We start from the raw sequence: 15,750 nt of genomic DNA on the forward strand, positions 1-15,750 counted from the left end.
GATAATGCCTACTTTAGCGCGTGCTAATATATAATCGAGGAAATATGAAAATACGCGTAGGTTTTGGTTTCGATGTCCACCGCTTGGTGGCAGGTAGGGAACTCTGGTTGGGCGGTGTACGCCTGGAACATGAGAAAGGCTTGTTGGGGCATTCGGATGCCGATGTGCTTATACACGCCATTTGCGATGCGCTGTTAGGAGCGGCGAATATGCGCGATATAGGTTATCATTTTCCCGACACGGCAGGCGAGTTCGAGAACATAGACAGTAAAATCCTGTTGAAGAAAACGGTGGAGCTGATAGGGAGCAAAGGCTACTCGGTCGGTAACATCGACGCGACCGTCTGTGCCGAACGTCCTAAGCTGAAAGCCCATATACCCGCCATGCAGCAAACTCTTGCCGCCGTAATGGGAATCGACGTGGAAGACATCTCCATAAAAGCCACCACCACAGAAAAGCTGGGCTTTACCGGACGTGAGGAAGGAATGTCGGCTTATGCAACCGTGTTGATAACGAAAGCATAGCCGACCTTTCCATTTATCCCGCAAAGCGGATTGTCCCGTATCAGGGAGCGGTAACCTTTTCCCCGTTCACCACAACGTTGTCCAGCGTCAGGTTTACGACATTCTCCATTTGTATGGCTTTGGGAGCTTTCTTTACGTCGATGTTACGCAGGGTGATATTGTACAGCTTGGCTTCGGGCAGACCGTTTGCCATGAGTGCCACACTGTCCACGCGGTTGCACGTTACATCCTCTATACAGATGTTGCGGAACAGCGTAGGATGATTTCCGCCCCGGTATCCGTGATAGTTCGTGCGGAAGTTGACCACACCCCACAGGCATACATCCGCCTGGATGCGCCGCATATTCAGGTTCTCGAAGTACCCGCCCCGGTCTAAGTTGGACTTGAAATAGATACCGTTACGGCAACTGTCTATCTTGCAGTCCTCTATGTAGATATTGCGTACTCCGCCCGACATCTCGCTCCCGATAGTGATAGCCCAGCGCGAGAAGTGGCAGTTGCGGATAATGACATTCTCCGTAGCCTGGCCGATGCGCCAGCCGTCCTGGTCGCGTCCCGACTTGATAGCGATGCCGTCGTCGCCCACGTTGAAGTCCATACCCTCTATCAGCACGTTGGTGCAGGATTCCGGGTCGCAGCCGTCATTGTTGTAGTTGTTGCTGTCGATATATACGTTGCGCACCGTTACGTTGTCGCAGAATACCGGGTGGATAATCCAGAAAGGAGAGTCGTATATCTTTAAATCCTCCACCAACACATTCTTGCAGCCGTAAAACTGTATCATGCAGGGGCGCAGGTAATGTCCCTCTCCGAACACCCGCTCGTACACCGGAATGGAGTCGATGCCCATTTGACGCAGGCGGTCTACCGCCGCCCCTTGCATGGCATGCCAACCGTTGAAAGTTACCGAACCGTTTCCGTCGATAGTGCCTTTACCCGTCAGCGCAACGTTCGTACACTGGTATGCGTAGATGAAAGGGGAGTAATTGAAACACTCCGTCCCTTCCCATTTGGTAAGTACCATAGGCAGGTAGTCGGAAGCCTCGGTAGAGAATTCCAGCCGTGCACCTTCGGCAATGTGCAGGTTGACGTTGCTTTTCAGTGTAATGGCTCCTTTGACGAAATAGTTCCCTGCGGGTACGAGCACAGTGCCGCCGCCGTTCGTGTTACATCGGTTGATAGCTTCGAGAATGGCGGGGCGGCTGTCTACCGTCGTGTCGTCTTTTGCACCGTAGTCGGTTACGTTATAAATCGTATCGGCGAAGGTGGGCGGCACGATGTTTTTCAATATTCCGGGAACTTTGCCCCATTCCCCGGTTTCTTTCCGGGTAGATGTGGTGGTGCATGCCCCTACCGTCAGCAAGAGGAATAAGCACCAGAGCGCAGATTGTTTTTTCATGGTATTTACAGTATCTAAAATGGTTTTACAGTATCTAAAATGGTATTTACAATATCTTAAATATGTACGAAGCAAAAATACGTGTTTCTATCCGGAGAGAGGTGGATGAATTGATGTTTGAAATGGAAATTTTGACTGGATTTGCCCTATTGGAGCTTTACATAGTTGAGCCGCGTCCACTTATGCCTACCGATAGTATATGTGCCGGCAATGCGTGCCGAGGCGATGTGCACGGTTTCGTCCGCGCGGTAGGCATGCTCCACCGCGGGCAACCGGCATGAATGCCGGCTCGCCGTGCGGGAGCCGATGCGGAAAGTCACGAGGTTGCCCGAGGCATCCTTCAGCTTCAGTACCTGGCGGACGTAGAAGTAGGGAGTCGTACCCTTGACCTGCGTCTTGTAAGGGTCGTCCTCCAGGCGTACGCTGAGAACCGTCAGGGTCAGGTTCTCTATCTTATCCCCTTCCTTGCCCAAGAAACGGCCTCCGGACGGCTGTTTGGCCTTCCGTTGCAGGATATCGAGATATACGGAATGGTATATCCTGGCAATCTGTGCGAAACGTTCCTGCTTGGGTATGCGTGGTGTAAATTTGAAGGCTATCCAGGTAAGATAACCGGGGTCTACCTGGAGGATTTCGTGCAGGTAATGCCCGTGATACTTCCCGAAGGAGATGATGTCGTCGCCTCTGTTCTGCATCCGCTTGGCGTTGTATTCTACCAGGAATAGGGGGCGGGGGGAGTAATAGCACAGGGTACTCGCCATTCGCAAGGCTTCGTGCACATCCTCGCTCAGCTCGAATAGATAGAATATGGACTGTCTTTCGGGCAGGGGAGAATAAACCCAGAGGGAATACCGGGGATGCCCCGGCCGCGGTAATACCGCAAGATAGGCGCCCGCTTCTTTGAAAGAAGCTTTCTTCTGGTTGTACACATTCAGTTTCTGATACAACGAGTCTTGCTCTGCGGCGCTGACGCCTGGAATAAGCGGGTTTGCCATACATCCGGTTGCTTATTCCAAATATACGGAATTTTATTTAGAACCGCACCATTAATTCCAATACAATTTTGTCCTGTTCAGATTCTTTTGCAATGCTGTTCCTGGCATAGAAGTACTTTTCGTAATTCAGGCGCAGGTCTGTGCGGAATGCTTTGCTGAGGCTCAGGGTGATGCCGCCCGTCAACCGCTGGCGTTTGTAGTCGGTGATGATTAATGCGCCGGTTTCTTCGTCGGCGGTCTTGGCGTCGCTCTGGTCTGTCATCATGTCGTAACGCAGCAGGAAGGACATCTTGTTGAACACTTTCCGCAGGGGCAGGTCGTAGTTGACGAATGTGTTCACCGCTTGTACGTCTCCGAAAGCGTTGTCGGAATATTGCTTGTACAGATACTCCCCTTCGATGTGGAAACGGCCGGATTCATAGTACGCGCCGATGTCGTACGATTGCATCCGCACCTCCGCCGGCTGGATGCTTTGCACGCTCAGCGTCAGGTTCAACCCTTCGGTGAACAGGAACTGGGCTTTGGCGGAGTAGTTTACCTCCTTATGCCACTCCTTCTGGTTGGTCAGTCCCGAACCGTTGTAAAGCCCGCCTTCCAGCGTAATGGGCAGGTCGGTAGGCAGGGTATATCCCAGCGTGATACCTACGTCGCGCACGTTGCCCACCTGCTTGGCAATGAACGAGCGGTTGGCGAAGTATTGCTGGTGCGGCGAGCGGTGCGCGTCGATAGTGAACGGTACACGCATCTGGCCGGCGGTTACGGTCAATCCTTTTGCCGGGAACAGGCGTGCATAGGCATCCAGCATCTTGATGCTTCCTTCGTCCGAGAGGTCTATTTCGGCTTTGTAGGCAACGCGCGGCAATATATTGCCGGTAATGCTGACGCGCGCGTTGCGCACCTCGAAACGTCCGGCTCCCATGCTGGTCTGGTATTCGTATTTGGAACGGATTGTCCCGTGTATTTCGGGCAGGTAATCCTTGCTTTCCAGCTTTTCCTTGTCTATTCTCTTTCCGTCCTCGTTGTTGCCGGAACTCTGTGCTTTTGCCGTAAACGGCAGCATAGCGGCGAGCAGTATCAATGCGCCTGTTCTCATAAGTTGTCGTCGGTTTATTTACGGCGGCAAAGATACGGTAATACGTGTTGTATTTTTATGTCATACGTGTTTCGTTTCTGTTACAAAAGGGGCGGTTTGCCCTATGCTTGCGGCAAGCGGTTTGTTTTGCCCTGCGAAACAAGTTGTTTTCCTATGCGAAACACTTTGTTCCACCGTGGAGAACACTTTGTTTCCTTTAGGTGAACACTTTGTTTCACCGGTAGAGAACACTTTGTTTTTATAGGTGCGAACACTTTGTTTTATCACTATGTAACAAAGTGTTCACCCCTATGAACTAATGGTTTGCCTACGTTGCCGGTGAAAAAAGGGCGCAGGTCGCCGCCCCCGCCTAAGGGGGTGTCCTTGCCGTTGCTTTATAGGAGAGAAATGCAGGCGGCTGTGTGAAGGCATGCTAAAAAGGTGTGCCTTTTCTCTCTCTTCTCCCCGAAAACCAGTATTTTTGTAGACTGAAGCAATGAATGTCCGTGAAATGAAGAAAGCAGAGAAGCGAGTGTTGGTAGGCATGAGCGGCGGTATCGACAGTACCGCTACATGCCTGATGTTGCAAGAGCAGGGTTACGAAATAATCGGTCTTACGATGTGGGTGTGGGGAGACGAGCCGTCGGATGCCCGCCAGCTTGCCCGTAATATGGGTATCGAGCATTATGTGGCGGACGAGCGCGGGGTCTTCCGCGAGGTGATTGTCCGGAACTTTATCGATGAATACCGGCAGGGGCGTACACCCAATCCTTGTGTGATGTGCAACCCGCTGTTCAAGTTCCGTATCCTTACGGAGTGGGCGGACAAGCTGGGCTGCCGGTATATCGCCACCGGGCATTATACCCGCCTGGAGGAGCTGAATGGAAAGATATATATTGTTGCCGGGGACGATGACAAGAAAGACCAGTCCTATTTTCTCTGGAAGCTGGGGCAGGATGTTTTGAGGCGTTGTCTTTTTCCGCTGGGTGCTTATACCAAGTTGCAGGTACGCGATTACCTGCGCGATAAGGGCTATGCGCTGAAAGCCGCGGAGGGCGAAAGCATGGAGGTCTGTTTCATAAAGGGAGATTACCGGGACTTCCTGCGCGAGCATTCTCCGGAGATAGACCGCGAAATCGGTACGGGGTGGTTTGTAAGCCCGGAAGGGGTGAAGCTGGGAGAGCACAAAGGCTTTCCTTACTATACTATCGGGCAGCGGAAAGGGCTGGAAATAGCATTGGGCAAACCTGCTTATGTGCTGAAAATCAATCCGCAGAAGAATACGGTCATGTTAGGGGATGCAGAACAGCTCAAGGCGGAATATATGCTGGCAGAGCAGGATTGCCTGGTCGATGAGGCGGAGGTTCTCGGCAGCGGAGAACTGACGGTGCGTATCCGTTATCGCAGCAAGCCTATTCCCTGCTCGGTAAAACGCTTGGAGGACGGGCGTCTGCTGGTGCACTTCCTGGCGGAAGCATCCGCCATTGCTCCCGGGCAATCTGCGGTGTTCTACATCGGGAAGCGGGTGGTAGGCGGTTCGTTCATTGCTTCGCAGCGCGGCATCGGCATGTATTTGGGGAATTGAATTAAGAATCGGAAATTAAAAATAAAGGGAAAGAAATGGGGAAGAAATGGATTATCCTTTCGGTTTTAGTGCTGCTTGCGGCGGGTGCGTCGGCACGGCAGGATACATTGAAGTACCGTATCAGTTTAAGGGACAAGGCAGCCACTGTTTATTCACTGGAACGGCCGGAGCAGTTTCTTTCGCAAAAGGCCATTGAAAGGCGTCGGAAGCAGAACCTGTCAATCGACTCTACCGACCTTCCGGTGTGCGGTAAGTACATCGATGCGATACGCAGGCAGGGGGTGCATGTCATTGTTACGGGCAAGTGGGAGAATTTCGTTACGGTTTCCTGCAACGATTCTACTTTGATAAGCCGCATTGCTGCATTACCGTTTGTACGTGCCGTGGAGAAGGTGTGGACGGCTCCGGAGGCGGATAAGGAAACGGTGTCTGCAACGCGCGATTCTGTGATTAATGCCCCGAAGATATATACCGACAGCATTTACGGACCTGCCGTTACCCAAATCAGGCTGAGTAACGGGGATAAGCTGCATGATGCCGGCTTTAAGGGACAGGGAATGACGATTGCCGTAATCGATGCCGGGTTTCATAACCTGGATAGGATAACGGCGATGCAGAATATCCGTATTTTGGGAACGAAAGATTTTGTCAATCCCCAGGCGGATTTGTTTGCTGAGAGCAGCCACGGGTTGAGCGTGCTTTCCTGCATCGGCATGGATAGTCCCGGTATCATGACGGGTACTGCTCCCAAGGCTTCTTTCTGGCTGCTTCGCAGCGAAGATGAATATTCCGAACATCTGGTAGAGCAGGATTATTGGGCTGCCGCCGTGGAGTTTGCCGATAGTGTGGGCGTCGATGTCCTGAATACTTCTTTGGGGTACTATGCTTTCGATGACAAGTCGAAGAATTACAAATACAGCGATTTGGACGGACGTCATGCCTTGATGTCCCGCCAGGCATCGCATATAGCCGATAAGGGCATGGTGCTGGTGTGCAGTGCGGGCAACTCGGGTATGTCGTCGTGGAAGAAGATAACTCCGCCGGGAGATGCCGAGCATGTACTGACGGTAGGCGCCGTGAACAAGCAGGCGGTGCTGGCTCCTTTCTCCTCTATCGGCAATACGGCGGATAACCGGATTAAACCGGATGTGGTGGCTGTGGGCGAGGGGGCGGATGTTATCCGTACCAACGGAAACCAGGGCAAGGCGAACGGCACTTCTTTTTCATCGCCTATTATGTGCGGCATGGTGGCTTGTTTGTGGCAGGCATGCCCCGGGCTGACGGCGAAGGAGCTGATTGAACTTGTCCGCTCCTGCGGCGACCGTGCCGGCTGTCCGGATAATATTTACGGTTACGGTGTGCCGGATATGTGGAAGGCGTATAATAGTTATAAGTTGAAAACGGAAAATAACAGAACGGAAACGGGAAGGTAGGAGAATGGCAGATGAATGGATATAGCCCGTTATTGTTTAATCTTTTGATTCTTTGATATGGATGCATTATCGCTATACGACCTGAATGTCCTGGTGCGCCGCAGCTTGGAACAATGCCTGCCCGATACGTATTGGATACAGGCGGAGTTGAGCGATGTACGTACCAATAGTACCGGACATTGCTATCTGGAATTCGTGCAGAAGGATGCGCGTGGCAATAATCTGATAGCCAGGGCGAGGGGGACAATCTGGTCGAATGTGTTCCGCCTGCTGAAACCTTATTTCGAGGAGGCCACGGGGCAGGCGTTCGTATCGGGTATCAAGGTGCTGGTGCAGGTTACGGTCAGTTTTCACGAGCTCTACGGGTACAGCCTTACGGTGCAGGATATCGACCCTACTTATACCTTGGGCGATATGGCACGCCGGCGCAAGGAAATCTTGAAGCAACTGGAAGAGGAGGGTGTGCTCACGCTGAATAAGGAGTTGGAGATAGCCCGGTTACCGCAACGTATCGCCGTTATATCTTCTCCGACTGCCGCCGGGTACGGTGACTTTTGTCACCAGTTACAGAATAATCCGCGGGGCTTTTACTTCCATACAGAGCTTTTTCCGGCACTGATGCAGGGCGAGCGTGTGGAGGAGTCGGTATTGGCTGCTTTAGACAAGATTAATGCCCGCCTGGATAAATTCGATGCGGTAGTCATTATCCGGGGCGGCGGGGCTACTTCCGACCTTTCCGGGTTCGATACTTACTTGCTTGCTGCCGCCTGCGCGCAGTTTCCTTTGCCTATTATTACCGGCATCGGCCATGAGCGCGACGATACGGTACTCGACTCTGTTGCCCATACCCGCGTCAAGACGCCTACCGCCGCTGCGGAATTCCTTATAGACCGTATGAGCGATGCCGCCGATGAATTGGAGGTACTTGCCGGTCGTCTGTACGACGGTGTCAGGAGTTTGCTGGCGCAGGAGCATCAGAAGTTGGTAGCGTACAGGAACCGCATTCCTTCTGCCGCTTACAGGTATATATCGGATGCGAAACTGGCTTTGCTTACCGTGCGGAAAGACATTGTGCAGGCGTCGGCTTTGTCCTTGTCCCGCCAGCGTCATCGGCTGGAACTGCTTCGACAGCGGTTGGTAGATGCCTCACCCGAAAAACAGTTGTCCCGCGGTTACAGCATTACATTGAAAGACGGGCGGGTGGTGAAGCACGTATCTCTCTTGCACGAGGGCGATGAAATCACTACTCGTTTATACGGAGGAGAACTGATATCAGTAGTAACTAATAAATCATCAAAATAATAATACTCCTATGCCTACACCCAGAAAAAAAGAGACTTATTCCCAGGCAATGGAACGCTTGGAGAAGATTGTCAGCCAGATAGACAATAATGAGTTGGAAATAGACATACTTGCCGAAAAGATAAAAGAAGCGAATGATATCATTGCGTTCTGTAGTGATAAATTGACTAAGGCAGACCGGGAGGTCAAAAAGCTCTTGGCAGATAAACAGGAAGGATAGGACGTACCGGGGCTATCCTTTTATCAGCCCGATTTTCGTTGTATTAATATTATATAACTCTTTTGGAGATTGAAAGAGGTGATTCCGCTTTTTTGGTGTTATTATAATAATTATATTCGCCGATAATTTTCTTTAAGATAAATAATAATTTGCAAAAGTGGAGGACTTCGCCGACTTCGATTTCTTTTTTAAAGAGTATTATGTTCCTCTTTATTCCTATGCACATTCTCTCATTAATAACTGGGAAGTAAGCCGTGATATAGCGAGTGATGCTTTTGAGTATATATGGAAGAATTTCGGCAGGATAGAGAAGGCTACGGCTAAGTCGTATCTCTTTATTTATGTGCGCAACCGTTCTATCGATTATCTGCGGCATCAGGATATACACTATGCTTATGCTGAGTTTTCTCGGAAGTTGTACGAAAATTATACCGAGACAGAGTTTTGGGAGCAAGACGAGCGCATGCTGAAAATTCAGAAAGTGTTGGACGGAATGGCGCCGCATACGAGACATATTCTGGAAGAATGTTATCTGCACGAGAAAAAATATAAGGAGGTTGCCGCCGAGTTGGATATCAGTATAAGTGCGGTTAGGAAACACATAGTTAAAGCCTTGAAAGCGATTCGGGAAGAATTTACTAAATAAATCTAAAAAGTAGGCTAAACGGTTCAAAATAAGTTTTATAAACGCAATTATAATAGAGTATTAATTAATTAGCGGATTTATGAATAATCAGGATAGTACATCTGAATTTGAGAAAGCACTGGATTTAATGGAAAGTTCTGCCGATGTTTCCGATAAAAAGTGGGAGGAGTTGGAAGATGCGGAGACATTGGATGCTTGCAAGGATTTAATGGATGTCAGATATCTTTTGCATAAGCGCCAGGCTGCCGGTATGGTAAATGTAGAAGCGGAATTGGCGCGTTTGAAAAGCAGGCGGAATAAAAAGAAATATCTCAAAATGTTCTGGGTATGGAGTGGTTCGGTTGCAGCTATCCTGGTAGGAGCCTTTTTTTCATTTAATTATTTGTTCAATATACCGGCTGCTCCTCCGAAATCGGTCACGGTATTTGCTGCCGACCCGCACGAGCAACGTATTGTCTTGAAATTGAACGACGGTAAACAGTTCTTTCTGGACGATGAACCTAAAAAGGGGAATAAGCCGGTAGAAAAACGGCGGACTCTCGATTATACCAACCTGGCAACCGCTTCCGTTCCGGTAGTTAAAAAGATGTTGCAGACCCATTCTATCGTAATCCCCCGGGGGGAGACATTCAAGTTGATTCTTTGCGACGGTACGGAGGTTTGGCTGAATGCTAACAGCAAGCTGGTTTATCCGACGGCTTTCGTAGAGAAGGAACGTACGGTTTTCCTGGAAGGAGAAGCCTATTTTAAGGTTACTAAGGATACGAAACCTTTTATCGTAAAAACGGATTATTTGCAGACCAAAGTCCTCGGAACGGAGTTTAACGTGAAAAGTTATACGGCCGAGGATAGCCATGTAACCTTGATTAGCGGTAAAGTGCAGGTACGCAGCCGTGAAAATGAACGTTTTGTCGATTTGGAACCGGGCAAGGATGCCATGCTTCTTTCCGACGGCCTGTTTGAAGTGAAGGAAGTGAACAGCGAGGCCTACACTTACTGGAGAGACGGCTATTTCTATTTTGACGAGCTGCCTTTGGCGGATATTATGCAGTCTATCGGACGGTGGTATAATGTGAATGTCATATTCAGGAATAAGGAGGCCATGGCGTATCGTATCCATTTCATGTCTAACCGCCAGGGTGGAATTGAAGAAACTATCCGTCTGATGAATCGTTTAAAAAAGGTAACGTTAACACTTTGCGATAATACGGTCTATGTTGACTAAATGAGTGCATATTTTATGTAAGTTCTTCCATATTGTAGATGCTTTTTAGAGAAAAAGTTTCATGAACCGAAAAAAATAGGGAAAAGAGGTGTCTTGTTATTCAAGTCGTACGCACTATTAATAAATGAAGCTTCGCTAATATTATTAAAAATAAACGTATGATGAGAAGAAAGAGGTACTTATTATTTCCGCTTTTCTTTTTCCTATTTTGGCTTCCGTTCTATGCGGAAGCTCAAGTGAGTGAGAAGAAACTTACGGTAGAGTTCAAGAATGAAGAACTATCATCTGTATTTAAACAGTTAAGCAAAATTTCAGGTTATAAAATCCTTTTTACGTATGATGATGTGAAGCCATATACATATAGTGGCGTAATCAAAGATAAGAATATCCGTGAAACTCTGGATATCGTACTGTCCGGCAAGAAGCTCGAGTACAGTATCGATAAGGAGTTTATCACCATTACGACAAAAGGTCCTTCCAAGCAGGCAAAAGTGTACACCGTAAACGGAGTCGTATTATCTGCCGACGACGGTGAACCGCTTATCGGGGCTACCGTTATGGTAAAAGGTACTTCTACCGGTGTACTGACGGATATGGACGGCAAGTTTACGTTGCCCAACGTTTCCAGCCGTTCCAAGTTGGAATTCTCTTACGTCGGCATGCTTCCCCAATCGCTTTCACCCTCACCGACCATGAAAGTTTCCTTACAGTCGGATGTACAGACACTGTCCGAGGTTGTGGTAACCGGTATGCAACGCATGGATAAGCGTATGTTTACCGGTGCTACCGACCAGTTAAAGGCGGAAAACATAAAAATGGACGGTATGGCAGATATCAGCCGCGGCCTGGAAGGACGTTCGGCCGGCGTGTCCGTACAGAATGTGTCCGGTACTTTCGGTACTGCACCTAAGATTCGCGTGCGCGGTGCAACCTCTATCTACGGCAGTTCCAAACCTTTGTGGGTGGTTGACGGAGTAATTATGGAAGATGCTATCGAAGTAGGAGCCGACGACCTTTCCTCCGGCGATGCCGAGACGCTTATCAGCTCTGCTATCGCAGGTCTGAATCCCGATGATATTGAAAGTTTCCAAATCCTGAAAGACGGTTCGGCCACTTCCATTTACGGTGCACGCGCTATGGCAGGTGTAATCGTCGTTACAACGAAGAAAGGTAAAGCGGGAGTACACAAAGTCAGTTATACAGGCGAGTTTACCACCCGTATGAAACCCAGTTATAAGGAGTTCAACATTATGAACTCCCAAGAGCAAATGGGTATTTATAAAGAGCTGGAACAAAAAGGTTGGCTGAATAACAGCGATACCTATCGTGCAAAAAACAGCGGCGTATATGGCAAGATGTACCAGTTGATAAATCAATATAATGAAACCACCGGGCAGTTCGGCCTTGCCAATACGACAGAGGCACGCAATGCCTATTTGCGCCAGGCAGAGATGCGGAATACGGATTGGTTCGATGTCTTGTTCTCCAACAATATTATCCAGAACCATTCGGTCAGTATTACTTCCGGTTCGGAAAAAGCGTCTTACTATGCTTCATTGAGTGCTATGTCCGACCCGGGCTGGTACAAGCAGAGCGAGGTGAGGCGCTATACCGCCAATCTGAATACTACTTACAATATGTATCAGAATCTGTCTATAAACATGATTGCCAATGCTTCGTATCGTAAGCAGAAAGCTCCGGGAACATTGAGCTCGGAAGTCAATGCTGCAAGCGGTGAAGTAACCCGGCAGTTTGATATAAATCCGTATTCTTATGCATTGAATACGTCCCGTGCATTAGACCCTTCGGTAGACTATACCACAAACTATGCACCGTTCAACATTTTGCATGAACTGGATAATAACTACATTGATTTGAATGTCGTTGATGTGAAATTCCAGGGAGAGATGCGTTGGAAAGTAATTCCAGGATTGGAAATCAGTGCTTTGGGCTCGGTAAAATATCAGGCTTCTTCACAGGAGCATAATATAATGGATGCGTCCAACCAGGCAACCGCCTATCGCACCGGTATGGATGACGCAACTATCCGCGATGACAATAATCTGCTTTATACCAATCCCGACAATCCGTATGCATTACCGATAACTATTTTACCGGAAGGCGGTATCTATCAGCGTAGAGATTACCGCATGCTCGGAATAGATTTCCGCGGTACTCTATCGTGGAATCATCTGTTCAAAGAAAAACATATGACGAATTTGTTTGCCGGGCTTGAAGTCAACAACCTGGAACGTTCCCAGAATTATTTCCAGGGTTGGGGTATGCAATATACCATGGGAGAGATACCCTATTATGTATATGAATATTTCAAGAAGGGCATCGAAAGCGGCGAACCTTATTATAGTTTGAATCATTCAACTACCCGTAGCGTAGCCGGTTTCACTAATTTGGCCTACTCATACGACGGCCGTTATACATTGAACGGCACTTTCCGTTATGAGGGAACCAACCGTATGGGACGTAGCCGTTCTGCCCGCTGGTTACCTACCTGGAACATCTCGGGTGCGTGGAACGTGCATGAAGAAGATTTCTTTGATAAAGCCTTTGCATCTGCCTTGTCCCACTTGACGTTGAAAGCCTCTTACTCACTGACCGCCGACCGCGGTCCGGAATACGTAACCAATTCACAAGCTATCATCATGAGCTATTCCCCTTACCGTCCTTTTACAGACGGACAGGAAACCGGGCTGTACGTATCCGACCCCGAGAACAGCGAGCTTACCTATGAGAAAAAGCATGAGTTGAACATCGGTGCGGATATGGGTTTTCTGGATAACCGCATCAACTTCGCGGTAGACTGGTACAAACGCAATAACTACGACCTGATAGGTATCATAGCTACGCAGGGAGTGGGCGGTACTATTTATAAATATGCCAATATCGCATCCATGAAATCGCATGGGGTAGAGTTTACCCTCTCTACCAAGACCCTAAAAGCAAAGTCGTTCTCATGGAATACGGATTTCATCTTTTCATATGCCAAGAATGAGGTAACCGATTTGAAATCGCGTGCCAGCATGATGGAACTTGTTTCCGGCAACGGCTTTGCCATGCAAGGCTATCCTGTACGCGGCCTGTTTTCCATTCCGTTTGTAGGGCTGGACAAGAACGGTATCCCCCAATACTCGATTAATGGAGAAGTAACCAGTACGAATATCGACTTCCAGACCCGTGAAAATCTGGACTACCTGAAATACGAAGGACCTACCGACCCTACCATTACCGGTAGCTTGGGCAATATCTTTACCTATAAAGGTTTCAAGCTGAATGTTTTCATAACCTACTCGTTCGGTAATGTAGTCCGTATGAATCCGGTTTTCAGTTATCATTATTCGGATTTGTCCTCCATGCCCCGTGAGTTTAAGAACCGTTGGACGGTATCGGGCGACGAGACGCGTACCAGTGTCCCGGTTATCATTACCAAACGCCAATATAACGGAAATCAGGATTTGGAATATGCTTATAACGCCTATAATTATTCTACGGAACGCATTGCCAAAGGCGATTTCATCCGTATGAAGGAAATTTCCCTTGCTTATGAATTTCCAAAAGCTTGGATAAAGCCTGCCAAGATATCCAATTTGTCATTGAAGTTACAAGCTACCAACCTTTTCCTCATTTATGCGGATAAGAAATTGAACGGGCAAGACCCGGAATTCTTTAATACCGGCGGTGTTGCTGCTCCAGTGCCCCGCCAGTTTACATTGACACTGAGAATAGGTTTTTAATTATGATAAGGAGAGAGAAAATGAAACATAAACTTTTATATATAGCCGCATTCTATGCAATGGCTTTGTTTGCTTCCTGTTCCGATTTCTTGGACGAATTGCCGGATAACAGGACCGAGCTGACTACGGAAGAAAGCATCACCAGAATATTGGTTTCTGCCTATCCCACAACGACCACTTGTGAAATCGCTGAGTTGCACAGCGATAATATCGATGAAAACAGCAACCTGTACACTTACCTTTTCCGTTTGAACGAGCACATGTACCGTTGGCAGCAAACTACCGAGGAAGACCAGGATTCTCCTCATGCCTTGTGGATTGACTGCTATAATGCCATTGCTTCGGCCAACCAGGCATTGTACGCTACCGAAAAAATGGGAAATCCCGAGAACCTGCAACCGCAAAGAGGAGAGGCATTGCTCTGCCGCGCATACAGCCACTTCCTGCTTGCCACAATTTTTTGCAAAGCATACACATCCACTCAGGCCAGCCAAGATTTGGGTATCCCCTATATGGACAAACTGGAAACCACGGTAAATCCGAGCTACGACCGGGGTACACTGGCTACAACCTATCAACGGATAGCCGCAGATATCGAAGAAGGACTTCCCCTGATAGACGACAACATTTACGGCAAGGTGAAATATCATTTCAATAAGAAAGCGGCGTATGCCTTTGCCGCCCGTTTCTACCTTTATTATATGCAACCGGATTTTTCCAACTGCCGGAAGGTCATAGAATATGCCGAACGGGTATTGGGAAGCAATGCGGCAGAGAGCCTGCGCGACTGGAAATCGCTCGGGATGCTTTCTTCCAACCGCTCTGTACAACCTAATGAATATGTAAATGCTGATAATCAAGCTAACTTACTGCTGATTTCCGCCAATTCGTATTGGCCTCTGGTAGCAGACCCCGGATACGCCCCCTGCGAAAAGTATTGCAACAATGACGTTACAGCGGCCGAAACCTGTAAGTCTACCGGACCGTGGGGAGCACAGACCAATTATTGGCAAGAACCTTTCGCTCCGGGCGGTTCCATTAAGAACGGTTTCCGCCGTCTGGCTCTGTACCAGGAATACTCATCATCGGGCGATAGCTACATAGGACACATGATGCTGCCCGCTTTCACTACGGACGAAACGTTGCTTTGCCGCGCCGAGGCATATGCCCTATTGAAACGGTATGACGATGCCGCCGCCGATGTCGATACATGGCAAAAGGCGTTTACCAAAAACACGGTTACGCTTACCAAAGAGTCTATTCACAGTTTCTATGCGGCTTTAAATTACTATGAGCCGGAGAAGACGGTTAATCCTTCCGTAAAAAAAGAACTTCATCCGGCATTTGCGGTGGAACAAGGAATGCAGGAGAACCTTATTCATTGTATCCTGCATGCACGCCGTATCCTGACACTCGAGGAAGGATTGCGCTGGCAAGATGTAAAACGCTACGGAATCGTTATTTACCGCCGCTATTTCGAAGGGAGTACCCTGGTACGTATTACCGATACTATGGAAGTGGACGACCCGCGCCGTGCCATTCAGTTACCTTCCAATGTCATATCGGCCGGTATGGAACCTAATCCCAGAAACGACTAAAA

Annotated in this window: 12 protein-coding genes; 9 read left to right on the forward strand and 3 right to left on the reverse strand. The window is 48.6% G+C overall.

Annotated elements, in window-relative coordinates:
- Positions 1-44 precede the first annotated feature (44 nt).
- A complete protein-coding gene (gene ispF, locus C233_RS0104000; protein WP_018666127.1) occupies positions 45-524 on the forward strand; it encodes a 2-C-methyl-D-erythritol 2,4-cyclodiphosphate synthase in 480 nt (159 codons plus the stop codon).
- A 40-nt stretch (positions 525-564) separates the two neighbouring features.
- On the opposite strand, the gene C233_RS0104005 is transcribed toward ispF, so the two are convergent.
- The 3 genes from C233_RS0104005 to C233_RS0104015 form a co-directional block, all read right to left on the reverse strand.
- Positions 565-1,923 carry a glycoside hydrolase family 28 protein gene (locus tag C233_RS0104005; RefSeq protein ID WP_026314718.1) on the reverse strand — a complete coding sequence of 453 codons (1,359 nt, stop codon included), beginning with the start codon at positions 1,921-1,923 and terminating at the stop codon, positions 565-567.
- Between the two features lie 146 nt (positions 1,924-2,069).
- Positions 2,070-2,918, reverse strand: coding sequence for an exodeoxyribonuclease X C-terminal domain-containing protein (locus C233_RS0104010; RefSeq protein ID WP_018666129.1), 849 nt, complete (start codon positions 2,916-2,918; stop codon positions 2,070-2,072).
- Positions 2,919-2,955: 37 nt separating this feature from the next.
- Positions 2,956-4,011: a porin gene (locus C233_RS0104015; protein ID WP_018666130.1), complete on the reverse strand. Its 1,056-nt coding sequence runs from the start codon at positions 4,009-4,011 to the stop codon at positions 2,956-2,958.
- 490 nt (positions 4,012-4,501) lie between these two features.
- Between C233_RS0104015 and mnmA the strand changes: the two genes are divergently transcribed.
- The 8 genes from mnmA (at position 4,502) to C233_RS0104055 (ending at position 15,748) form a co-directional block, all read left to right on the forward strand.
- Positions 4,502-5,575 carry a tRNA 2-thiouridine(34) synthase MnmA gene (mnmA, locus tag C233_RS0104020; RefSeq protein WP_039747274.1) on the forward strand — a complete coding sequence of 358 codons (1,074 nt, stop codon included), beginning with the start codon at positions 4,502-4,504 and terminating at the stop codon, positions 5,573-5,575.
- A 35-nt stretch (positions 5,576-5,610) separates the two neighbouring features.
- Positions 5,611-7,008 (forward strand): S8 family peptidase, encoded by a 1,398-nt coding sequence (locus C233_RS0104025; protein WP_018666132.1) that lies wholly within the window; start codon positions 5,611-5,613, stop codon positions 7,006-7,008.
- A gap of 57 nt (positions 7,009-7,065) precedes the next feature.
- Positions 7,066-8,310 carry an exodeoxyribonuclease VII large subunit gene (xseA, locus tag C233_RS0104030; protein ID WP_018666134.1) on the forward strand — a complete coding sequence of 415 codons (1,245 nt, stop codon included), beginning with the start codon at positions 7,066-7,068 and terminating at the stop codon, positions 8,308-8,310.
- A gap of 10 nt (positions 8,311-8,320) precedes the next feature.
- Positions 8,321-8,530, forward strand: coding sequence for an exodeoxyribonuclease VII small subunit (xseB, locus tag C233_RS0104035; RefSeq protein ID WP_025068945.1), 210 nt, complete (start codon positions 8,321-8,323; stop codon positions 8,528-8,530).
- A gap of 157 nt (positions 8,531-8,687) precedes the next feature.
- Complete coding sequence (locus C233_RS0104040; RefSeq protein ID WP_018666136.1) at positions 8,688-9,176, forward strand: sigma-70 family RNA polymerase sigma factor; 489 nt, start codon at positions 8,688-8,690, stop codon at positions 9,174-9,176.
- Between the two features lie 79 nt (positions 9,177-9,255).
- Positions 9,256-10,401: a FecR family protein gene (locus C233_RS0104045; RefSeq protein ID WP_034777952.1), complete on the forward strand. Its 1,146-nt coding sequence runs from the start codon at positions 9,256-9,258 to the stop codon at positions 10,399-10,401.
- A gap of 161 nt (positions 10,402-10,562) precedes the next feature.
- Positions 10,563-14,150 (forward strand): SusC/RagA family TonB-linked outer membrane protein, encoded by a 3,588-nt coding sequence (locus C233_RS0104050; RefSeq protein ID WP_025068943.1) that lies wholly within the window; start codon positions 10,563-10,565, stop codon positions 14,148-14,150.
- Between the two features lie 20 nt (positions 14,151-14,170).
- Positions 14,171-15,748 carry a RagB/SusD family nutrient uptake outer membrane protein gene (locus C233_RS0104055; protein WP_018666139.1) on the forward strand — a complete coding sequence of 526 codons (1,578 nt, stop codon included), beginning with the start codon at positions 14,171-14,173 and terminating at the stop codon, positions 15,746-15,748.
- Positions 15,749-15,750 lie beyond the last annotated feature (2 nt).

This window comes from Bacteroides gallinarum DSM 18171 = JCM 13658 (genome assembly GCF_000374365.1).
GTDB classification, from domain to species: domain Bacteria; phylum Bacteroidota; class Bacteroidia; order Bacteroidales; family Bacteroidaceae; genus Bacteroides; species Bacteroides gallinarum.